This is a genomic window from Georgenia halophila, assembly GCF_039541595.1.
The window spans coordinates 657,003-679,337 of record NZ_BAABGN010000013.1; the positions used below are offsets into that span (position 1 = coordinate 657,003).

Here is a 22,335-nt window from a genome sequence, read left to right on the forward strand (position 1 = left end):
CTTATGGTCCTATCGGCTGCTCTCGGCGGGGCTGCCGGGCGCGCAGAGGTCAGCCTAGCGCGGGGGAGGACATCTCCAGCGGGACGTTGCCGCCGTGGCCGGCGTCCCGCAGCGCCGCCCGTACCTGCTCGATCGCGGCATCGAGCTGCTCGGCGGGCAGGTCCGGTCGGGCGTTGTCGAACCGGAGGGAACGCTCGTCCCAGGCCGGCAGCACGTGCAGATGCAGGTGCGCGACCTCGAAGCCGGCCACCAGCACCGCTGCGCGCGGGGAGCTGAACGTGGCCTGCTGCGCCGCCCCGATCCGCTTCGCCACGACGGACAGGTGCGCGACCGTCGTGTCGTCCGCGGTGGTGTACTCCTCGATCTCCTCGCGCGGCACCACCAGCACGTGACCGTCGGTGATCGGGGCGATCGTGCCGAAGCCGACGCACACGTCGTCGGCCCAGACGAACCGGCCGGGGATCTCGCCGTCGATGATCTTCATGAACACGCTCATGGCCCTCATCGTGGCACGTGCTCGCGTGATGTGGCGGTACGCCGCTAGGCTGTGTAAGCGGTTTCACTCGAAGGGGAGAAGACATGCGGAACGGACGTGGACGGCTCGTCGCCGTGGCGGCACTCGCGGTGGCTACCAGCCTGGTGGCGGCCTGCGCGCAAGAACCGGACGGCGGAGGCTCTGACGGCGACGACGGCGGTGGCGGTGGGGACGTCGAGCTCCGCTTCGCGTGGTGGGGGAACGACCTGCGCAACGAGCTCACCAACGAGGCCATCGCCGCTTTCGAGGAAGAGAACCCCGGGATCACGGTCAGCCGGGAGAACGCGGACTGGAGCGGTTACTGGGACCGCCTGTCCACCACGGCGGCGGCGGGCGACCTGCCCGACGTGATCCAGATGGACGAGAAGTACCTGCGTACCTATGCCGACCAGGGCCTCCTGATGGACCTGTACTCCCAGGACGCGCTGAGCACCGAGAACATCGACCCCACGGTGCTGCCCGCGGGCGAGGTGGACGGCCAGCTGTTCGCCCTCGTGACTTCGGTGAACACCTACTCCGTCGTCGCCAACGCCGACCTGCTGTCGCAGGCGGGCGTGGAGCCGCCGGACGACCAGACGTGGACGTGGGACGACCTCAGCCAACTGTCGCAGCAGGTCACCGAGAACGTCGATGACGCCGTGGGGATGCAGTACCTCGGCACCGGTGACAGCCCGCTCCAGGTCTGGGCGAAGCAGCACGGCGAGACGCTCTGGACCGACGAGGGTGAGCTCGGCGCCAGCCCGGAGACGCTCGCGTCGTTCTGGCAGTACGTCCTCGACCTGACCGAGTCGGGCGCCGCGAACCCGGCGTCGACCGCCCAGGAGCAGGTCACGGCGGGTCAGGAGGCCAGCGGCACCGCCACGAACCAGGCGGCCTTCGGGACGTGGTGGTCGAACCAGTACCGGGCGCTGTCCGAGTCCAGCGGTCAGGAGCTCCTCCTGCTGCGGCCGCCCCTCTCCGCGGGTTCGGACGACCGCGGCACCTACAACAAGCCGTCGATGTTCTGGTCGATCTCCCAGAACACCGACCACCCCGAGGAGGCAGCGCGATTCGTCGACTTCCTCGTCAACTCCGAGAAGGCCGGCGACATCCTGCTCGTCGAGCGTGGTGTCCCGAGCAACCTCGAGATCCGCGAGGGGATCACCGACAACCTGAGCCCCGAGGACCAGGAGGTCGTGTCGTTCCTCGAGGAGGTATCCGACGAGGTCGGTGAGCCGCCGCCGCTGACGCCCGCCGGCGCGAGCGACATCGAGCCGCTCGTCCAGCGGATCACCTTCGAGGTGCTCTTCGGCCAGATCACGCCCGAGGAGGCCGCCGAGCAGTTCACCGCCGAGGCGCAGGCGATGGTCTCCGGCTGAGCGAGGGTGACCCCGTAGTGTTCATGTGAAGACATGTTTGTCGGGCGTGGACACTACGGGGGTGGTAGGCCGTGAACGACCGTGGCGTCAGCGCGCGACTCGCCGCCGAGGCGTGGGAGTCGCTCTTCCGCGCGCAGGTGACGCTCATGCGCCGGTTCGAGGAGAACGACGACTTCGCACCGCTGCGTGCGCGGGAGTACGACGTCCTGTTCACCCTCAGCCGCGCGAAGGGTGGCCGGCTACGGCTGCGTGAGCTCAACGAGAAGATCCTCATCAGCCAGCCCAGCATGAGTCGCATGGTCGAGCGACTGGAGCAGCGCGGACTCGTGCGCCGCGAGCGGGCCGACGACGATGCGCGAGGCGTCGTCGTGTCCCTCACCGAGGACGGCGCAGAGCTGCAGCGCGCCATCGGCCGCCGACACGTGCGCAGCATCCGGCAGCACGTCGGCGGAGCCCTGACGCAGGAGGAGCTGCGCACGCTCATGCACCTGACGACGAAGCTGCGCCGTCGCCCGTGACGTCGGCTGTGCCGTCGCCTCGGCGTCCCTCGGTCATCTCCGCCGACGAGCCGGAAACGCGGGCTTCTCGGCGCCTGCGCTAGTCTGTGTAGCCATGACGGCCGTGGTGTTCCTCCTTACCCGGCCGCGCTGACCTCAGCGGGCGCCCGACGGGTGCCGCACCAGCGCGGCTCGCCTCCCTGCACGGGAGGTTTTTCCATGTCAGGGACCACCACCACCCACGACGCCGAGGAAATGCCATGAGCAAGGACCAGGACGCTGCCGACACGATGGTCGACGCCGCCACCGGAGCAGCCGGGACCGGTGGCAGCACCGACGTGCCGCCGTACCGCTACACCGCCGGGCTCGCCAACGACATCGAGCTGGCCTGGCAGCAGCGGTGGTCGGAGCGCGGCACGTTCCACGCCGTCAACCCGGTCGGTGACCTCGCGGACGCCGAGGTGCCGGCTGAGCGGTTCTACCTGATGGACATGTTCCCCTACCCCTCGGGCAAGGGCCTGCACGTCGGCCACCCGCTGGGCTACATCGCCACCGACGTGATCGGGCGCTACCAGCGGATGAAGGGCAAGAACGTCCTGCACGCGCTGGGCTACGACGCCTTCGGGCTGCCCGCCGAGCAGTACGCCGTCCAGACGGGGCAGCACCCACGGACCACCACCGAGCAGAACATCGCGAACATGCGGGTCCAGCTGCGCCGCCTCGGCCTGGCGCACGACGAGCGGCGTACCTTCGCGACCACGGACCCGGACTTCATGAAGTGGACCCAGTGGGTCTTCCTGCAGATCTTCGACTCCTTCTACGACCCGGAGGCTCCGCGCGGCGACGGCGGAACCGGCCGGGCCCGTCCCATCGCCGAGCTGGAGGCGGAGCTGACGGCCGGCACGCGCCCGACGCCGGACGGCCGGGCCTGGAGCGAGCTGACCGAGGACGAGCGGCGCGACGTCCTTGACTCCCAGCGTCTGGCCTACGTCTCCGAGTCCCCGGTCAACTGGTGCCCGGGCCTGGGAACCGTGCTGGCCAACGAGGAGGTCACCTCGGAGGGTCGCTCGGAGCGTGGCAACTTCCCGGTGTACAAGCGCAGCCTGCGCCAATGGATGCTGCGCATCACCGCCTACGCCGACCGGCTGGTGGACGACCTGGACACGATCGACTGGCCGGACCAGATCCGCACCATGCAGCGCAACTGGATCGGGCGCTCGTACGGCGCCGACGTCGACTTCGCCGTCGACGGCCGCGAGCCGCTGACCGTGTTCACCACGCGGCCCGACACCCTGTTCGGGGCGACGTTCATGGTCGTGTCCCCGGAGCACCCCCTCCTGGCGGACGGCGGCGTCCCGGCGCGGTGGCCCGACGGCGTGCCGGAGTCCTGGACCGGTGGCGCCGCCGGCCCCGCCGAGGCGGTCCGGGCCTATCAGCGCGAGGCCGCGGCGAAGACCGATGCCGAGCGGCAGGACGAGGGCCGGACCAAGACCGGTGTCTTCACCGGTGTCTACGCCACCAACCCGGTCAACGGCGCGGCGCTGCCGGTCTTCACCGCCGACTACGTGCTCATGGGCTACGGGACCGGCGCGATCATGGCAGTGCCCGGGCAGGACCAGCGGGACTGGGAGTTCGCCGAGCGTTTCGACCTGCCGATCGTGCGCACCGTCCAGCCGCCCGAGGACTTCGAGGGCCAGGCCTACAGCGGTGAGGGTCCGGCCATCAGCTCCGCCAACGACGAGATCTCGCTGAACGGCATGGAGGTGAGCGAGGCCAAGGCGGCAATCACCCGCTGGCTGGAGTCCGCGGGTACGGGCCGCGGCACGACGACCTTCCGGCTGCGGGACTGGCTGTTCTCGCGGCAGCGGTACTGGGGCGAGCCCTTCCCGATCGTCTACGACGAGGACCGCCGTCCGCACGCGCTGCCGACCGAGATGCTGCCCGTCGAGCTGCCCGAGGTGCCCGACTACGCGCCGCGCACCTTCGACCCGGACGACGTGACCTCGGAGCCGGAGCCGCCGCTGGGCCGCGTCCCGGAGTGGGTCGAGGTGGAGCTCGATCTGGGGGACGGGCCGCGCACCTACTGGCGCGAGGTCAACACGATGCCGAACTGGGCCGGCTCGTCCTGGTACGAGTTGCGGTACCTGGACCCCACCAACGACAAGGCGCTCGTCGACCCGGAGATCGAGCAGTACTGGCTGGGGCCGCGCGAGGGCAAGCCCTCGGGCGGGACGGACCTGTACGTCGGCGGCGTCGAGCACGCGGTCCTGCACCTGCTGTACGCGCGCTTCTGGCACAAGGTCCTGTACGACCTGGGGCACATCAGTTCGTCGGAGCCGTTCCACAAGCTGTTCAACCAGGGCTACATCCAGGCCTACGCCTACGCCGACGCGCGGGGGCAGTACGTCCCCGCGGACGAGGTGCAGGAGGTCCCCGGCGCCGACCCGGACGACACCCCCGGTGGGTCCGCGTACGTCTGGCGCGGGGAGCCGGTGACCCGGGAGTACGGGAAGATGGGCAAGTCCCTGAAGAACATCGTCACGCCGGACGAGATGTATGCCTCCTACGGCGCCGACACCTTCCGCGTGTACGAGATGTCCATGGGTCCGTTGGACGACTCCCGGCCCTGGGACACCCGCGCAGTCGTCGGGTCGCAGCGGTTCCTGCAGCGGCTGTGGCGCAACGTGGTCGACGAGGCGACGGGGGAGACCACCGTGGTCGACGCCTCTGGCGACGAGGCGACCCGCCGCCTGGTGGCCAGGACGGTGGACCAGGTGGAGTCCGAGATGTCCGCGATGCGGGTCAACACCGCGATCGCCAGGATGATCGTGCTGAACAACCACCTGACGTCCCTGGAGCGGGTGCCGCGCGAGGCCGTGGAGCCGCTGGTGCTGATGGTCGCGCCGGTGGCTCCGCACATCGCCGAGGAGCTGTGGTCGCGCCTGGGGCACGCCGAGTCGCTGGCGCACGAGCCCTTCCCGACGGCGGATCCCGCCCTCCTGATCGAGGAGACCGTCACGTGCGTCGTCCAGGTGGGAGGCAAGGTACGTGACCGGCTGGAGGTCCCGCCGTCGGTCGGGGAGGACGACCTGCGCGAGCGGGCGTTGGCCTCTGCGGCGGTGCAGCGGTCGCTGGGTGAGCGCGGCGTGCGCAAGGTGATCATCAGGGCGCCCAAGCTGGTCAACATCGTCCCCGAGTGACGCCCCGCCGCTCGCCACAAGCACCCGCCGCGCGAGGGCTACTCCTCGCGCCGAGGGCTACTGTTCCACCTGGCGCCCTCGATTGTGGGCTGTAGCCCTCACGCGGCACGGGTGCTGGACATTTCGCTCGAAAACCTCAAAGGTGGTGCGGACCCCCGGGCCATCACCCGAGACTCTTTCGATGACGAGAGGTTCACACACCATGCTGGAGTCCCTGGCGAAGCGACTGGGCCTACGCACGAACCCGACCATCTTCTTCGTGTCGGCCGGGCTGATGATCCTCTTCCTGCTGCTCCTGCTGGCCTTCCCCGCGCAGATCGGCACGGTGTTCGGGACCGGCCGCGAGTGGATCGTCACCAACCTCGGGTGGTTCTTCATCGTGGGCGTGACGGCGTGGCTGCTCTTCCTCGCGTACGTCGCCCTGAGCCGGTACGGGCACCTGAGGCTCGGAGCTGACGACTCACGTCCGGAGTACAGCAACCTCTCCTGGTTCGCGATGCTCTTCGCCGGCGGCATCGGCACGATCCTCATGTTCTGGGGCGTGGCCGAGCCGATCTCGCACTTCTCGAACCCGCCGTTCGCGGGCGTCGACCCGCACTCGGCGCAGGCCGCCCAGGACGCGATGTCGATCTCGCTCTACCACCTGAGCCTGCACACCTGGGCGATCTTCACCCTGCCCGGACTCGCGTTCGGGTACTTCGTGTACCGCTTCAAGCTGCCGCTGCGGGTCAGCTCGGTGTTCTACCCGTTCCTCAAGGAGCGCATCCACGGGCCGATCGGCAAGGCCATCGATGTGTTCGCCGTCATCGGCACCCTGTTCGGACTCGCGGTCTCCCTCGGGCTCGGCACGTCGCAGGTCGGCGCCGGACTGCACGCCCTGGTGCCGGCCATCCCGAACGGCACAGGAACCCGCCTCGCGGTCATCACCGTGCTGACCGCCGTCGCCGTCGCCTCGATCGTTGCCGGTCTGGACAAGGGCGTGAAGCGCCTGTCGAACATCAACATCCTCATGGCCGTGGGCCTGATGCTCTTCGTGCTGTTCTCCGGTGAGACCGTCTTCCTGCTGCGTCAGATCATCGAGAGCGCCGGCCAGTACGCCCAGGACCTGCCCCGCCTGGCCTTCTGGAACGACGCCATGGCCCAGTTCACCAAGGAGGGCGGCTGGGGCTGGTCCGGTGACTGGACGGTCTTCTACTGGGCGTGGACCGTCACCTGGGCGCCGTTCATGGGCGTGTTCCTGGCACGCATCTCCCGAGGCCGGACGATCCGGCAGTTCGTCCTCGGGGTGCTCGTGGCGCCGTCGGTGTTCACGCTCGTCTGGTTCGCGATCTTCGGCTGGTCCGCCATGGAGCTGGACGGCATCGGCAGCGACGGCGGACCGATCTCCGCCGCCGTCGACGAGAGCGTCCCGCTGGCCATGTTCGAGTTCTTCTCCAACTTTCCGGCCGCGACGCTGATCCAGGGCATCGCCGTCGTCGTCGTCGCGCTGTTCTTCGCGACCTCGTCGGACTCCGCGTCGCTGGTGGTCGACATGCTCTGCGTCGGCACCACGGACGCCGGTCCGACGCGGCAGCGCGTGTTCTGGGGCGTCTCCGAGGGCTTCCTCGCCGCGTCCCTGATCTGGCTCGGCGGGGACGAGGGCCTGGCCGCGTTGCAGCAGGTGATCACCGTCATCGGCCTGCCGATCTTCATCCTCGTGTTCCTCATGGTCTTCGCGCTGATCAAGGGCCTGGGCCAGGAGCGCAAGAAGGCGCTGGCGCTGAAGTTCGAGGGCGTCGACCTCGGGAGACGCACGGACTCAGGGCCTCCACCAACCAGGGAACCCGCGGCACGTCGGGAGGAGTGAACGGCCGCGCCGGTGCCCTCGGCTGTCCGCGGTCCGCCGCCCGCCGGCCGGCACCAGCCACGGGGCGGCGTGCCTCTCGCGTACCGGAAGGCCGGTTCCGCTAGTGTGCTGCCCAGCACGTTGACCCATGTCGTCCGGTGTTCCCGTCGTCGACGACGGGCGAGGCGCCGGCCGCCGCTACCAGTCGACGACGATCGGAGCCCGCCATGAACTCTCTGATCCTCGCGGTCATCGGGATCGCGATGGTGATCGCCGGGTACCTGCTCTACGGCAAGTACCTCGGCTCGCGCCTGTACCGGCTCGACCCGGCACGCACCACGCCCGCGCACACCCAGCAGGACGGCGTGGACTACGTCCCCACGAACAAGTACATCCTGTGGGGTCACCACTTCACCTCGGTGGCCGGCGCGGCACCGATCGTCGGGCCGGCCGTCGCCGTGATCTGGGGCTGGCTGCCGGCCTTCCTGTGGGTCACGCTGGGCACCGTCTTCTTCGCCGGCATGCACGACCTCGGTGCCCTGTGGGCCTCGGTGCGCAACCGTGGTCAGTCCATCGGCGCGCTGTCCGGCCGGTACATCGGCACGCACGGCCGGAACCTGTTCCTCGTCGTGATCTTCCTGCTGCTGCTCATGGTGAACGCGACCTTCGCGGTCGTCATCGCCGGGCTGCTGGTCGACACCCCCACCGCGGTCATCCCCGCCTGGGGCGCGGTCGTGGTCGCCCTCCTCATCGGTCAGGCGATCTACCGGGCCAAGATGAGCCTCCCGGTGGTTTCGGTGGTCGGCGTCGTCGCCCTCTACGGACTGATCCTGCTCGGTGACCGGTTCCCGGTCGAGCTGCCCGAGACCGTGCTGGGCATGTCCGCCACCTCCTTCTGGATCGTGGTGCTGTTCCTCTACGCGGGCATCGCCTCGATGCTGCCCGTGTGGGTGCTGCTGCAGCCGCGTGACTACATCAACGGCCTGCAGCTGTTCATCGGCCTCGGCATCCTCTTCGTCAGCGTCCTCATCGCCTCGCCGACCGTCGTCGCGCCCGCGATGAACGACGCCGTGCCGGCGGGCACGCCGAGCATGGTGCCGCTGCTGTTCGTGACCATCGCGTGCGGAGCGGTCTCCGGCTTCCACGGCATGGTCTCCTCCGGAACGTCCTCGAAGCAGCTGAACAAGGAGACCGACGCGAAGTTCGTCGGCTACTTCGGCGCGGTGGGCGAGGGCCTGCTGGCGCTCGGCTCGATCATCGCGGCCACGGCCGGATACCGGACGCTGGCCGACTGGGAGGCTGTGTACTCGGCGTTCGGCCAGGGCGGTGCCGGCGCCTTCGTCGAGGGCGGTGGCGCGATCGTCAACGCCGGCCTCGGGCTTCCCGCCTCGCTCAGCGCCACCATCCTGGCGACGATGGCCGTGCTGTTCGCGGCGACCACCATGGACACCGGCGTGCGGCTGCAACGGTTCGTCATCCAGGAGGCCGGCGGCCTGGTCGGCGTCAAGGTCGGGACCGTCGTCTCGACGGTGATCGCCGTGGGCGTCGCTCTCGGCCTGTCGTTCGGGGCTGGTGCCGACGGCTCGGGTGGCCTGACGATCTGGCCGCTCTTCGGCACCACGAACCAGCTGCTCGCCGGCCTGACGCTGTCGATCGTCGCGATCATGCTGCTGCGCAAGGGCCGCACGATCGTCCCGGTCCTCATCCCGCTCGTGTTCCTGCTGACGATGACGGTCTACGCGCTCATCGTGCAGCTCGGCGGCTGGTACAGCGAAGGCAACTGGCTGCTCGTGGTGCTTGACGTCATCATCCTCGTCGCCGCCATCTGGGTCATCGTCGAGGCGATCTCCGCGATGGTCAGCGCCAAGAAGGCGCCACCGGTGGACGACGACGCCGAGGACGACGTCGTGGCGGCCTCGGGCGGGTGAGCGCGTGAAGCTCGCCCGGTCCGCGGGTGCCCGCCAGGCGGGCACCCGCCTGGCCGCGGGGCTTCGGGAGTTCTACGCAGCCCCGTACCGGCGGACGTTCGCGCGGGCACGCCGCGACGAGGACGACCTGTTCATGATGATCGTGCTCGGTGAGGCGCTCGGCGTGCCGAACCCCGCCGGCTACTACACGGCCGAGCTGCTGCCCGTCATGTACGAGCGCTTCCACGACTGGCACCGCCGCATGGGCATGGACCGCTCGCCGCTGGAGCACATCGGGTGCTGCTGAACCTCGCCGCGGAGCGGCGCGTCCTCTTCGTCGGCGGCAAGGGCGGCGTCGGCAAGACCGTGGTCGCCTCCGCCCTGGCCCTCGGCCAGGCCCGTGCGGGCCGGCACGTCCTCGTCGTCTCCACCGACCCGGCGCACAACCTCGGGCACCTGTGGGGCCGGGCCGTGGGCGACCGCCGCACCCAGCTCGCGCAGGCTCCCGGCGGACGGCTGGACGGGCTCGAGATCGATCCCGGCCGGACCACCGAGGAGCACCTCGCGGCCGTGCGGACCACCATGCGGCGGTTCATGCCCGAGCACCTGGCGGGCGAGGTCGACAGGCACCTCCAGCTGGCCCGCGACGCCCCCGGCACCCACGAGGCCGCGATCCTGGAGCGGATCGCCGAGACGCTCGAGACGGGCCTCGAGGAGTACGACCTCGTCGTCTTCGACACCGCGCCGTCAGGGCACACCGCCCGCCTCATGGCGCTGCCGGAGACGATGTCCGCCTGGACTGATGGACTGCTCCGACGTCAGCAACGCTCGTCGCGCTTCGGCGCCGCGATGCGGCGTCTCGACCCGGACGACGGCGCGGCGGAGCTGCTGGGTGGCCGCCGCCGCACCCGGCACGACGGCACCGGCGGGACGGACGACCCCGGCGGACCCGACGACAAGGCCGGCGCGCCGCCCGGCAAGGCCGACCGCGACGCCGAGCTCCGCCGGATCCTCGAGCGGCGTCGTGCCCGGTTCGTCCGGATGCGTGAGGTCATGCTCGACGGCGACCGCACGAGCTTCGTCATCGTTCTCGTCGCCGAGCGGGTGCCGGTGCTGGAGACCGTCGAGCTGCACGGGCAGCTGGCCCGCACCGGCGTGGACGTCGGCGCGCTCGTGGTGAATCGGCGCTCGCCGACCGGTGCCGGGGAGCTGCTCGCCGAGCGGCACCGCCTGGAGGCCACTCATCTGGCGCACGTACGTCGGGAGTTGCCCGGCGTGCCGGTGGTCGAGCTACCGCTGCTGGCCGGCGACGTCCTTGGCGAGCCGGGCGTGGCACGACTCGCGGCGGAGGTCGGCGGGACGGCCCACGACGCTCGGCAGTAGGTTGGGGGCCGTGAACGAGTCGACGAAGCACATCGAGAGCGGACAGATCGACGGCGCACCCACCTGGGTGCTGACACAGGCCGACGGGGCTCGGCTGGTGGTGGCCCGCACGGGCGCGACCATCCTGTCCTGGCAGGTCCCGGGGGAGGACGGCGAGCTGGTCGATCTCAGCGACGGCTACCGGTCCGGGCAGGAGCTGAACGCCCGGGACGGGTTCCGCAACGCCGTGCTGGCCCCCTGGTCCAACCGGATCAGGGACGGCCGCTACACCTGGAGAGGCACGGAGTACGACGTCCAGCCCGGCGAGACCGGGGTCCGGGACGGCCTGCACGGGCTGGTCAGCCAGGCCGACTTCGAGCTCCGCGGCGACGCCGGAGCGGCCGAGCCCCGCCTCACCCTGGTCACGTCGATCGCCCCGGACGAGCACGCCGGCTACCCGTTCTCCGTCGACGTGACGGTCACCTACGGCCTGGAGACCGGTGCGGACGGGCAGCCCACGCTGACGGTGGAGCTCACGGCCACCAACACGGGGGACGAGGACGCCCCGGCAGGGCTCGGCTGGCACCCCTACTTCCGGCTTCCCGGCCACGAGACCATCGACGACCTCGAGCTGTCCGTACCCGCACGCACCCGGGTGATCATCGACGAGGGGCTCATCCCGCTGCCGGGGGACGCCGCGTTCGAGACCGTGGAACCTGCCGGCGACATTGGCCTCGGCCCCGTCGGCGACGCCGTCGTGGACCAGGCCTTCACCGACCTGATCCCCGGCAGCGACGGCAGCGTCACCTCGGTGATCCGCTCGCCCCGAACCGGTGACTCGCTCACCCTGCGTCAGGACCCGGACGAGTCGCGGATCGTGCACGTCTTCACCGGTGACATCCTGGCGCGCGACCGACGGGCCTCGATGGCGGTGGAGCCGTGCAGCTTCGGGGCGGACACGCTGAACCGGGACCCCGAGGCGATGACACTCGCGCCGGGCAGCACCCGCCGGCTGCGTGCCGAGGTCGTCTACCGGCGCGGCTGAGCGTCCGCTCCGACCGCCCCCGACCGCCGCCCGGACGATCAGCGCGCGGTCAGGGACGGCGTGCTCGGCGCACGTGTCGGTGACCCGACCAGATCGGTAATCGGGTGGGTGCCGTGTGGATCGGCCGCCGACATGACGGTTCGTCCACAGCCGACGCCGGTCGCGGGGCACCGGGCCCTCGGGGCCGCCTACCGTCCGGCGCGTGGACGCACGCCGGCAGGACGGGAGCGCACGGTTGCGCGCGCTCGCTTCGGCGGCGTACACGGCGACGGCCGGTCACCTGGAGGTCACGCCCGAGGACGACGTCGCACCGTCCCGGCGTTGGCTGCCCTCGCGGCGCAGCGCGGTCGTCGCCGGGCTGACCGTGCTGCTGCTCGGGGCGGCCGTGATGGCCGCCGCCTGGCTGAACCGCCCCTCCGAGCCGGTTCCGCTCCCGCCGCCGCCGGCCGTGACGACGACCGGGCCGTCGCAGCCGGCCACCACCGGACCGTCCGAGGCGGCTACCGGTGAACCCGGCACCGTGGTGGTGCACGTGGCCGGCGCAGTCGCCGAGCCGGGCGTCATCGAGCTGCCCGACGGCGCACGGGTCGGCGAGGCGGTCGACGCGGCCGGCGGGGCGACGGCCGAGGCCGAGCTCGGCGCGGTCAACCTAGCCCGGGCCCTGACCGACGGTGAGCAGGTGTACGTGCCCGCGGCCGGCGAGGCGCCGCCGGCCGTGGCCGGCTCGAACGGCGCCGGCGACGCTGACGGCGGCGGCCCTGGCGGCGCCGGCACGCCGGTGAACATCAACTCGGCCACGGCCGAACAGCTCGAGGAGCTGCCCGGCATCGGCCCGGCGCTCGCCACGAGCATCCTCGAGTGGCGCGCCCTCAACGGGTCGTTCACGACGGTGGAGGACCTGGACCAGGTCTCCGGCATCGGGCCGGCAACCTTGGAGCGCCTTCGTCCCCTGGTGACCGTGTGAGTGCCGCACCCGCGAGCACGTCCGCCATGCCGTCGGCCGGGACCGCCTCGAGCACCGGCAGCACCCCGAGCACCCGCAGCACCCCGAGCGCCGGCAGCGGTACCGCCTCGCGCTCGGGTCGCGGCCGCCGCATCCCGTCCACGGACACCGGACCTCCGCCCGCGCCCCTCGACGTCCGCCTGGTCCCTGCCGCGATGCTCGGCTGGGCCGGCGCCTTCCATGCCGTCACCGCACGGCCCGCCGTCGCGCTCGGCGGGGCAGCCGGTTGCCTGGCGATGGCTGCCCTCGCCGTCCACCACCTGCGGCGCGAGCACCGCCGTCGACCGGCGGCGCGGCACCGCGCGGTGTCCCGCACACCACCGGCGGGTGCGTTGCTGCTCGTCGCGCTCGTGGTCGCGGCCGTGCTGGGCTCAGCCGGCGGCCAGGTCCATGCGCGCAGCAGCGGCCTGCTCGCCGAGCTGACCACGCTGGGCGCGAGCGCCCTGCTGACCGGCCGCGTCGCCGAGGAGCCCCGGGCCGTGGCCGCACGCGAGTGGGAGACCGCAGGCCGCTTCCGCGTCACCCTGACGGTCTCCGAGGTGTCCGGCCGCGGCCGCGTCTCCACCGCCGACGCTCCGGTCGTCGTCCTCGGACCCGCGCCCTGGGCGGCGCTGTCGCTCGGTGAGCAGGTCCGGGTTCGCGGGACGCCGCTCGCGACACCACCGGGGGACAAGGCCGTCGCGCTGCTCACGACCGACCGGCATCCCGAACGCACCGCCCGGCCACCGTGGCACCTGCGCGTCGTGGGTGGCCTGCGGGCCGATCTGCTCGCGGTGACCGAGGACCTCTCTCCCCAGGGTCGGGGCCTCGTCCCGGGGATCGCGGTCGGGGACGACCGCCGGCTGCCCGCGGACCTCGAGGACGACATGCGCGCCACCTCGTTGACCCACCTGACGGCGGTCTCGGGCGCCCACGTCGCCATCGTCCTCGGGGCAGTCCTCGGGGCCGGGGTGTGGCTGCCGCGGCGGGCGCGCGTCACCGTCGGTGCCCTCGCGCTCGTCGCCTTCGTCGCCCTGGTGCGTCCGGAGCCCAGCGTCATCCGGTCCGCCGTCATGGGCGGCGTCGTGCTCGCCGCGCTGCTCCTCGGCCGGCCGGCCAGGGCACTCCCGGGGCTGTGCGCCGCCGTCGTCGCGCTGCTGGTGCTCGACCCGTGGTTGGCTCGCTCCTTCGGCTTCGCGCTGTCCGTGCTCGCCACGGCCGGGCTGGTGGTCCTCGCCCGTCCCTGGGCCCGCTGGCTCTCCCACGCGCTCCCGCGCTGGCTCGCCACCGTCGTGGCGGTCCCTGCCGCGGCGCAGGCCGCCTGCGCCCCCGTCGTGCTGCTCCTGACGCCGGCGATCTCCGTCTACGCGATCCCGGCCAACGTCATGGCGGCGCCCGTGGTGCCGCCGGCCACGGTCCTCGGGGTCGGCGCGACGCTGGTGGCGCCGTGGTGGGCCGCCGGCGCCGAGGCGATGGTGTCGGCCGCCTCGGTCTGTACCGCCTGGATCGCGTTGGCCGCCCGCACCTTCGCCGACCTTCCCGGTGCGCAGGTGACGTGGCCCGGCACGGTGGCCGGATCCCTGCTGCTGGCCGTGCTCACGGCCGGCGCCATCGCCGTGCTGGCCCGCGCCGGCCCGCCACGAGCCGGCCCGTGGCTGCCGGTCTCCGCCCTGGTGCTCGTGCTCCTCGTGGTCCCGGGCCCGCGGCAGGCCCTCAGCGGGATCCTGCCCGGCACCGGCCCGGCGGAGGGCTGGGTCGCCGTGCAGTGCGACGTGGGCCAGGGCGGAGCGTTCCTGCTGCGCTCCGGCGCGGCCTCGGCCGTGCTGGTCGACGTGGGCGGGGCCGGCTCCGGCGCAACGGAGTGCCTGCGGGATGCCGGGGTCGAGCGCCTCGACCTGCTGGTGCTGACGCACCCGCACGCGGACCACGTCGGCGGGCTGCCCGAGGTCCTCGCCGCCGTCGAGGTCGAGCAGGTCCTGGTCAGCCCGGCCGCCCGACCGGCCGACACCGTCGCGGCCGTCTCCGGCCAGCTCGCCGCAGCCGGTGCCGAGGTGCTGGTGGCCACGTCCGACGGCGCCCGCTCCGACGGCGTGGCCGGTGCCGTGGCGTGGGAGGTGCTCTGGCCCACCGACGAGGCGGCCGGTACGTTGCCGCCGGACGCGGTCAACGACCGCTCCGTCGTCGTCCGTCTCGACGCACCCGGGCTCAGCGCCGTGGCACTCGGGGACGTCGAGCTCGACGGGCAGGCCGCCCTGGTGCGCGCCCTGCGGGACGAGCGGGCCCCGACGCCCGAGGTCGTCGTCATGGCGCACCACGGCTCACCCCGACAGGACCCCGCCCTGGCGGCCGCGCTCGCGCCCCGCCTGACCCTCGTCAGCGTCGGCGCCGACAACGACTACGGGCACCCGGCGCCGTCCGCCGTCGACCTCTATGCTCCCAGCGGCCCCGTACTGCGCACCGACGAGTGCGGCCCGATCACCGTGGTCCGTTCGGACGCCGGTCTCGCCACCGTCGCCGACTGCGACCGCTGACCCCAGCGGGCGCCGGCCCGTCTCCGCCGATCGGTCGGCGCGCTCCGACCGATCGGCCGATGTGGCGCGCAGCGGCCGGCGACCAGGCTCTGAGCATGAGCATCGACGCCTCCTCGAAGGCACCCGAACGGCGCCCCGCCCGCCCCGCACACCCTGCCCGTTCCGGCCGTCGGCCAGGCCGGTGGGTACCGGTCGCGCTGATCGTCCTCGCGCTCGTGCCGGTCGCTGCCGGCGCAGTGCGCGTCTCGGACATCGCCGGCGACGCGCCCGTGACGCCGGAGAACGCCCGGTTCATGACGGCTCCGGTGCCCGTGGTCGCGCACATCGTGGCGGCCACCGTGTACGCGCTGCTCGGCGCGCTGCAGTTCTCCTCCCGGACACGACGGCGGCACGTCACCCGGCACCGCCGCATCGGTACGGTCCTGGTTCCTACCGGACTCGTCGTCGCACTCACCGGCGGGTGGATGACGCTGGCCCACGACATGCCGGCCATCGACGCCGGCCTGCCGCTGACGGTGTCGCGCCTCGTGGTGAGCGTGGCCATGGGCGCGGCGATCGTCCTCGCCGTCCGTGCGCTGCGTCGGCACGACTACCGCACGCACGGAGCCTGGATGACCCGTGCCTACGCCCTCGCCATGGGAGCCGGCACCCAGGTCCTCACCTCGCTGCCGATCGTTCTCGCCGACTCGGATCCCACCGAGCTGATGCGAGTCGTCACGATGGACCTCGGCTGGGCGATCAACATCGCGGTGGCCGAGCTCGTCATCCGGAGACGGCGCCGATGACTAGGCTCCGCACGTGAGCAACGGTCTGGCGATACTGTGGCACCGCCCGCGCGTCACAGAGCCGGCCCCCAATCCTCGGCGCGACCGACTGATCGTCGGCGCCGTCGTCGCCGGTGCGTTGCTCGAGGGCGCGCTCCGCCAGGATCTGACCTGGCCCGTCGCGTCGACCGCGGCCGCGGCCTGCGCCCTCGCCGCGCTGCTGTGGCGCCGCACGCACCCGCTCGCGGCCACGATCGCGGCGGCCGTGGTGCTGAACGGACTGGAGCTCGCTCACCTCGTCGCCGGCCTGCCGACCCAAGGCATGGGCACGACCGTGGCACTGCTGGCCCTGCCCTACACGCTCTTCCGGTGGGGTTCCGGGCGGGACGCGATCGTCGGTTCGGCCGTGCTCCTCGTCGGGACGGCGATCACTCTCGTGACGCACCGGTCCGGGATCGCCGACGTCGTAGCAGGTCTCGCCGTGTTCGCCCTCGCCGCCGCGACCGGTGAGGCACTGCGCGCCCGCGCCGCGGCCAGGACCCGCGAGCTCGAGCGTGCACGCACGGGAGAGCGGGAGCAGATCGCCCGCGATCTGCACGACACCGTCGCGCACCACGTCTCCGCCATCGCGGTGCGCGCCCAGGCCGGCCGCCTCTCCTCCGACGACCCTGCCGCGCAGGCGGCCCTCGCCGTCATCGAGTCGGAGGCGCGCGACGCCCTCGGCGAGATGCGCGCCGTCGTCCGGGCGCTCCGCGACGACGACGGACCGGCGACGCGCCGTCCAGGAACCGTCCTGGACGACCTCCGTGGGCTTGTCGGCCCCGGACCACCGCCCGTCACCGTCACGGTGGACCCGGTGCTCGGCCCGCCGGCGCCGGCCACCACCGCCGCGCTCTACCGCATCGCGCAGGAGGCCGTGACCAATGCCCGACGTCACGCCCGGGACGCGACCGGCATCGCCGTGACGCTCACGGCCGAGGACGCTGTGGTGCACCTGCGGGTGCGCGACGACGGCGCCGGCGCCCAGACCCGAGAGCCGGGTTTCGGTCTGCTCGGGATGGCCGAACGCGCCGACCTGCTGGGCGGTGTCTGCACGGCGGGACCGGACCCCGACGGCGGATGGCTGGTCGCGGCGACCCTGCCGAGGACCGGCGCGTGAGCGTGCGAGTCGTCCTCGCCGACGACCAGGAGATCGTGCGGACGGGACTGCGGACCATTCTCGAGCTGCAGGGCCTGGATGTGGTCGCCGAGGCTGCGGACGGACGCGAGGCGGTGGAGCTGGCGCGTCGACACCGGCCGGACGTCTGCCTGATGGACGTGCGGATGCCCGTGCTCGACGGGGTGGAGGCGACCCGCCGACTGGCGGGCCCCGACGTGGCGGACCCGATCCCCGTGGTGGTCATCACCACCTTCGACCTGGACGAGTACGTCGACGCCGCCCTGGCCGCCGGCGCCCGGGGCTTCCTGCTCAAGGACTCCGGCCCGGAGCTTCTCCTGCAGGCCGTCCGGGCGGCGGCGACCGGGGACGCGCTGATCGACCCGTCCGTGACGGTCCGCCTCCTGCAGCACTTCGCCCGCCGGGCACCCCGACCGCCCGCGCCCGCCGAGTCCCTCACCGAGCGGGAGGCCGCCGTCCTGAGGCTCGTGGCGCACGGGCGCACGAACACCGAGATCGGGGAGGAGCTCCACGTCGGGCTCAGCACCGTCAAGACGCACCTCGCCGCCATCATGGCGAAGACGGCCACGCGCAACCGGGTCGAGGTGGCCCGCTGGGCCTACGAGAGCGGCCGGGCGGGGCCCTGACCTCGTTCGTGCGGCGGGACGCGAGCACGTCCGGTGGCGGGGGAGTGGGCAGTGCGTGGCACCCTTGGGTGGTGCCTCCCTCCCGTCGCCGTACCAGCCCGCCCGGCCTGCAGTGGGACCGCGTCGAGCTCGGTCCCGTGGTCCTCGTCCGCGGTCCCGAAGGGCTGCTCGCCGACCGTTCGGTCAGCCGCCTGGTCGCGCAGGCGCGGGAGGTCGACAGCGGGGTGGAGATCACCCGGATCGAGGCCGCCGCCTACGAGTCCGGCCAGCTCGAGATGGTCGCGAGCCCATCCCTGTTCGGCGAGCGGCGCTGCCTCATCATCGAGGGCGCCGAAGCCATGTCCGACGCGTTCCTGACCGATGCCCTGGCGTATCTGCAGGCCGTGCCGGACGACGTGTGGCTCATCATCCGCCACAACGGCGGCACCAGGGGGAAGAAGCTCCTCGACGCCATCGCTTCGGCGGGCCATCCGGTCGTGACGTGCGACCCGATCAAGCGCGACAGCGACAAGGCAGATCTGGTCCGCGCGGACTTCGCCCGCGCCCGGCGACGCATCGAGCCGGACGCCGTCCAGGCACTCGTCGAGGCCACCGGCAACGACCTGCGCGAGCTCGCCTCCGCCACCGACCAGCTCGTCGCCGACACCACGGGCACCGTCACCGCCGACACGGTCCTGCGCTACTACGGGGGACGGGTGGAGGCCACCGGGTTCGCGGTCGCGGACGCCGCCCTGGCCGGTCGGACCGGCGAGGCGGTCACCATGCTGCGGCACGCCGTCGCCACCGGCACCGGGCCCGTGCCGATCGTCGCCGCGCTGGCCATCAAGCTGCGCACCCTCGCCAAGGTCGCGGCCACGCGCGGCCGGTCCGGCGTGAGCGTCGGCGACCTGGGACTCGCGCCCTGGCAGGTCGACCGCGCCCGCCGCGAGCTCGGGCAGTGGACCCCGGAGGGCCTCGCCGACGCGATCACCGCCGTCGCGGCCGCCGACGCGGAGGTCAAGGGCCTGGGCCGCGACCCGGTCTTCGCCGTCGAGCGAGCCGTCCTGCGGATCACCGCGGCCCGGGGCCGCGGCTGAGCCCTCGCCGACCGTTCACCGAAGCGTCACCGGACACTCGCCGAGGCGTTGTCGTCGCGCCACCTTGGGGCGCGACCGTAGCAACGTGCGAGTCGCCGTCGTGACCGAGTCATTCCTCCCCGCGGCGAACGGTGTGACCACCTCCGTGCTGCGGGTGCTCGACCACCTCGCCCTGCGAGGCCATGAGGCGATGGTCGTCTGCCCCGGACCGGCACCGCACCAGTACGCCGGGTTCCCCGTGGCCGAGGTCCCGTCCTTCAGCTACCGCGGCTTTCGGGCCGGTGTCCCGAGCCCCGCGCTGGTGCGCCAGCTGGGTGCCTTCGGCGCCGATGTGCTGCACGCGGCGGCCCCGTTCGGCCTGGGCGCCCAGGCACTCTTCGCCGCCCGACGGCGCCGCATCCCCAGCGTGGCGGTCTTCCAGACCGACGTGGCCGGCTTCGCCCGTAAGTACGGTCTCAGCGCGACCACTCCCGGGATCTGGCGTTGGCTGCAAACCGTGCACAGCCACGCCGACCTCACGCTCGCGCCGTCGCGCGCCACCCTGGCCGATCTCGCCGCCGTCGACATCGAGCGCACCGCGTGGTGGGGCCGCGGCGTCGACGCGGAGACGTACCACCCGCGGCACCGCGCCAGTCCGGCAGGTCGGGCGCTGCGCGATCGGCTGCTCACCGGGTCTCCGCCCGGCACGGTCCTGGTCGGGTACGTGGGCCGCCTCGCACCGGAGAAGCGCGTGGAACGGCTGACCGCGGTGGCGTCGCAGCCCGGCGTCCGCCTCGTCGTCGTCGGCGACGGCCCGTCCCGTGCCGCGCTCGAGCGTGAGCTGCCCGGCGCGGTGTTCCTCGGGCGTCTGGACGGCGACGAGCTCGCCCGCGCCTACGCCGCCCTGGACGTCTTCGTCCACACCGGGACGCACGAGACCTTCGGGCAGACGCTCCAGGAGGCCATGGCCAGCGGCGTCCCGGTCGTGGCTCCGGCGGCCGGCGGACCGCTCGACGTCGTCGCCGACGGCGAGACGGGCCACCTTTACCCGCCGGAGGACGACGGCGCCCTGGGGCGCGCCGTCGCCGCGCTGGCCGCGGAGCCGGCCCGCCGGGCACGGATGGGGGAGGCGGGAAGGCGCCGCGTGCTACCGAGGTCGTGGACGGCGCTCGGGGACGCCCTGCTCGGTCACTACACCGACGTCATCGACCGGGCCGAGGCGCGCGATGCCCGCCTGGTCGCCGGCTTCGAGCGGCCGCTCGTGGGCTGACGCGCGAACCCGGCCCGCACGCACAACGGCGCCATACCTTGAAGGTACGGCGCCGTGCTGCTGTGCTGCGAATCAGATCTTGGCGACCTGCTTGGCCAGCTTCGCCTTGCGGTTGGCGGCCTGGTTCGCGTGGATGACGCCCTTGCTGGCTGCCTTGTCGAGCTTGCGGCCCGTGGTGCGCAGCGCTGTCGCTGCGGCGTCCTTGTCGCCGGCCGAGATGGCCTCGCGGACGCGACGCACGTGCGTCTTGAGCTCGGACTTCACTGCCCTGTTGCGCAGGCGCGCCTTCTCGTTGGTGAGGATGCGCTTCTTCTGGGACTTGATGTTCGCCACGTGTGGTCTTCCTATGCGTTCGCCGGAGCGATCTGTCAACGGTCGGTGAGGGAGTTCGCCGCGACCGGGACTGGGGCGTGGGGATACCTCGTGGTTGGTCGGTGGCCCGGATCTTGCGCCCGACCGGGGCGCTGATCCGAACCTCGATGGTAGCAGCCGGGCGGACCCGTTCGGGAGCCCGGAGACACGTGACGGAGGTCTCCGCGGCCCGTGACGGAGGTCTCCGCGCTCGGTCGGGAGAGGGCCGTGATGCTCCGAGCTCGGTGCCGACGGAACCGTCGCGCACGCAACCACCCCGGCCGGCGGTCAGCCCGCGAGCATGAGCATCGTGACGAAGGCGCCGAGGAAGCCCAGGGGGATGGCGGCGAGCGTGCCGACCAGGGCCACGACAGTGACCCGGACGTCGTCGGCGAGGTAAGGCGCGTTGACCGTGCCGCCGGCCGCGACGCGTGCCGCGCGCTGGGCCGCCTCGAGGCGGGGGAAGAAACGGGCCGTGCGGATGGCGTTCTCCGCCGCGGCGGCGTCGAGGACGGCCTGCTCCTCCTCGGTGTCCCGGCGGCTCGGATCCGTCCCGCCCGGTCCGCCCTCGCCCGGCGAGAGGACCACGACCTCGGCGCCGGAGGACCCCCGGACGACCTCCACGTCGAGATCACGGGTGCGGGCCTGCAGACGCGCCCGCCGCACGGCGAGCACGAGCACCGGCAGGGCCAGCACGACGGCGACGCCGAACGGGATCCAGCCGGTCCAGGCCGTCGCACCGGTCGCCAGCAGGAGGCCCAGCAGTGCGAAGAGGCCGACGGCGGTCCCGGCGATGGTGAGCAGCACCGCGCCGGGCCGTCGCGCCACCCGCACGAGGGTGGGCACGACGCGGTTGAGCATCTCGGCGGTGGCGGTGGGGCCGGTCACGTCACCAGGTTCCCACGCCGCTACCGCGCGTGCTCGGCCGTCATCCCAGGGCGAACACGCGTCAGCGGCGCCGACCGCTGCCCAACTGAGCACGGCTCACGGGACAATCGGCTGTGCCAGTGCCCCGTCCAGGGCGGCGCGCTCACCCGTGACGGTGGCAGACGTGTCCTCCACGGTGAGGCGCCGCCACAGCACGAGCGCGAGCTCGTGTGCCGGTGCGGTGAGCGTCGCGGCCGGTTCCCCGAGCGAGCGGGTGTCCTCGTGGCCACCGAGCACCCACGTGCCGCCGGTGTCCGGGGCGGTCAGCGCGACCGTGCGTGCGAGCGAGCCCATCCGCTCGAGACGCACCTGCCGCGGTTGCAGCACGGTGACCACCTCGTCGACCGCGTCGGCCCAGACCTCAGCTCCGACGTCGTCCTCGCCGACGTCGTCGACGGTAGCGGTGTCGACGTTGTCCCCGCCGGCGGCACGGAGGTCGTGGAGGTGCACGAGGGTCTCGTGCACCTGGCGGCGGTGCCAGAACGAGGCGGGACCGGGACCCAGCAAGGTCCGGGACACCGCGTCCGGCCCGAGGTCGGTGAGCGTGTCGCGAAGCTCTGCCGCGCACGCGGCATAGTGCGACGCGAGGTCGGACGGCGCGTCGCCGAGCGGAGACGCTCGGGTACCGCGTGCCTGGGCCGCGGCCCAGTGGTGGATGTAGGCGAGGTGCTGGACGAGGTCCGCCACCCGCCACGGTGCGCACCGTGGGACCGGTGCCCGCGGGTCCGCGCGCTCGACGCCGCTCAGGAAGCTGCCCTGCAGGCGGGCGAGCACGGAGAGGTGGTCGATGCCGGAACCACGACCGGACAGCGGGTCGACACGTGCCGTTGAGCGCATCGGGCCAACCTAGTCGGAGCCGCCGACCTGCAGGTTCGTGGGTGACGTGGGGCGCCGGCGACGTCGCACGATGGTCGCGTCGAGAG

Annotated in this window: 19 protein-coding genes; 15 read left to right on the plus strand and 4 right to left on the minus strand. The window is 72.6% G+C overall.

Annotated elements, in window-relative coordinates; all coding sequences use genetic code 11:
- Nucleotides 1-49 precede the first annotated feature (49 nt).
- Entirely contained in the window at nucleotides 50-496 is a 447-nt protein-coding gene (locus ABD907_RS19155; RefSeq protein WP_345218537.1) for an HIT family protein, read from the minus strand.
- A gap of 83 nt (nucleotides 497-579) precedes the next feature.
- On the opposite strand from ABD907_RS19155, the gene ABD907_RS19160 reads away from it, so the two are divergent.
- The 15 genes from ABD907_RS19160 (at nucleotide 580) to ABD907_RS19230 (ending at nucleotide 20,134) form a co-directional block, all read left to right on the plus strand.
- On the plus strand, nucleotides 580-1,893 hold the full coding sequence (locus ABD907_RS19160; RefSeq protein ID WP_345218539.1) for an ABC transporter substrate-binding protein: 1,314 nt from the start codon (nucleotides 580-582) through the stop codon (nucleotides 1,891-1,893).
- Nucleotides 1,894-1,964: 71 nt separating this feature from the next.
- Entirely contained in the window at nucleotides 1,965-2,411 is a 447-nt protein-coding gene (locus tag ABD907_RS19165; protein ID WP_345218540.1) for a MarR family winged helix-turn-helix transcriptional regulator, read from the plus strand.
- Nucleotides 2,412-2,680: 269 nt separating this feature from the next.
- On the plus strand, nucleotides 2,681-5,590 hold the full coding sequence (gene leuS, locus ABD907_RS19170; RefSeq protein WP_345218920.1) for a leucine--tRNA ligase: 2,910 nt from the start codon (nucleotides 2,681-2,683) through the stop codon (nucleotides 5,588-5,590).
- A 181-nt stretch (nucleotides 5,591-5,771) separates the two neighbouring features.
- Nucleotides 5,772-7,436, plus strand: coding sequence for a BCCT family transporter (locus tag ABD907_RS19175; protein WP_345218542.1), 1,665 nt, complete (start codon nucleotides 5,772-5,774; stop codon nucleotides 7,434-7,436).
- Nucleotides 7,437-7,642: 206 nt separating this feature from the next.
- Complete coding sequence (locus ABD907_RS19180; RefSeq protein WP_345218544.1) at nucleotides 7,643-9,343, plus strand: carbon starvation CstA family protein; 1,701 nt, start codon at nucleotides 7,643-7,645, stop codon at nucleotides 9,341-9,343.
- Between the two features lie 4 nt (nucleotides 9,344-9,347).
- Complete coding sequence (locus ABD907_RS19185) at nucleotides 9,348-9,629, plus strand: cory-CC-star protein (protein ID WP_345218546.1); 282 nt, start codon at nucleotides 9,348-9,350, stop codon at nucleotides 9,627-9,629.
- A complete protein-coding gene (locus ABD907_RS19190; RefSeq protein ID WP_345218547.1) occupies nucleotides 9,620-10,705 on the plus strand; it encodes an ArsA family ATPase in 1,086 nt (361 codons plus the stop codon). Before ABD907_RS19185 ends, ABD907_RS19190 begins: the two co-directional genes overlap by 10 nt.
- A 10-nt stretch (nucleotides 10,706-10,715) precedes the next feature.
- The gene (locus tag ABD907_RS19195; protein WP_345218549.1) at nucleotides 10,716-11,729 is read left to right on the plus strand and encodes an aldose 1-epimerase; all 1,014 of its coding nucleotides are present in this window, start codon (nucleotides 10,716-10,718) and stop codon (nucleotides 11,727-11,729) included.
- Nucleotides 11,730-11,931: 202 nt separating this feature from the next.
- Complete coding sequence (locus tag ABD907_RS19200; RefSeq protein ID WP_345218552.1) at nucleotides 11,932-12,693, plus strand: ComEA family DNA-binding protein; 762 nt, start codon at nucleotides 11,932-11,934, stop codon at nucleotides 12,691-12,693.
- Complete coding sequence (locus ABD907_RS19205) at nucleotides 12,690-15,242, plus strand: ComEC/Rec2 family competence protein (protein ID WP_345218553.1); 2,553 nt, start codon at nucleotides 12,690-12,692, stop codon at nucleotides 15,240-15,242. Before ABD907_RS19200 ends, ABD907_RS19205 begins: the two co-directional genes overlap by 4 nt.
- A gap of 95 nt (nucleotides 15,243-15,337) precedes the next feature.
- A complete protein-coding gene (locus ABD907_RS19210) occupies nucleotides 15,338-16,027 on the plus strand; it encodes a DUF2306 domain-containing protein (protein ID WP_345218555.1) in 690 nt (229 codons plus the stop codon).
- Nucleotides 16,028-16,040: 13 nt separating this feature from the next.
- Nucleotides 16,041-17,165 (plus strand): sensor histidine kinase, encoded by a 1,125-nt coding sequence (locus tag ABD907_RS19215; protein ID WP_345218557.1) that lies wholly within the window; start codon nucleotides 16,041-16,043, stop codon nucleotides 17,163-17,165.
- Entirely contained in the window at nucleotides 17,162-17,809 is a 648-nt protein-coding gene (locus ABD907_RS19220) for a response regulator transcription factor (RefSeq protein ID WP_345218559.1), read from the plus strand. The genes ABD907_RS19215 and ABD907_RS19220 overlap by 4 nt, the downstream gene beginning before the upstream one ends.
- 71 nt (nucleotides 17,810-17,880) lie before the next feature.
- Entirely contained in the window at nucleotides 17,881-18,885 is a 1,005-nt protein-coding gene (holA, locus tag ABD907_RS19225) for a DNA polymerase III subunit delta (protein WP_345218561.1), read from the plus strand.
- 85 nt (nucleotides 18,886-18,970) lie between these two features.
- Entirely contained in the window at nucleotides 18,971-20,134 is a 1,164-nt protein-coding gene (locus tag ABD907_RS19230) for a glycosyltransferase family 4 protein (protein ID WP_345218563.1), read from the plus strand.
- Nucleotides 20,135-20,206: 72 nt separating this feature from the next.
- Here ABD907_RS19230 and rpsT read toward each other — a convergent pair whose 3' ends face one another.
- From rpsT to ABD907_RS19245, 3 genes are all read right to left on the minus strand, one after another.
- Nucleotides 20,207-20,467: a 30S ribosomal protein S20 gene (gene rpsT / locus ABD907_RS19235; RefSeq protein WP_345218564.1), complete on the minus strand. Its 261-nt coding sequence runs from the start codon at nucleotides 20,465-20,467 to the stop codon at nucleotides 20,207-20,209.
- 306 nt (nucleotides 20,468-20,773) lie between these two features.
- Nucleotides 20,774-21,373: a hypothetical protein gene (locus ABD907_RS19240; protein WP_345218567.1), complete on the minus strand. Its 600-nt coding sequence runs from the start codon at nucleotides 21,371-21,373 to the stop codon at nucleotides 20,774-20,776.
- A gap of 96 nt (nucleotides 21,374-21,469) precedes the next feature.
- Nucleotides 21,470-22,249: a maleylpyruvate isomerase family mycothiol-dependent enzyme gene (locus ABD907_RS19245; RefSeq protein ID WP_345218569.1), complete on the minus strand. Its 780-nt coding sequence runs from the start codon at nucleotides 22,247-22,249 to the stop codon at nucleotides 21,470-21,472.
- Between the last annotated feature and the right edge of the window lie 86 nt (nucleotides 22,250-22,335).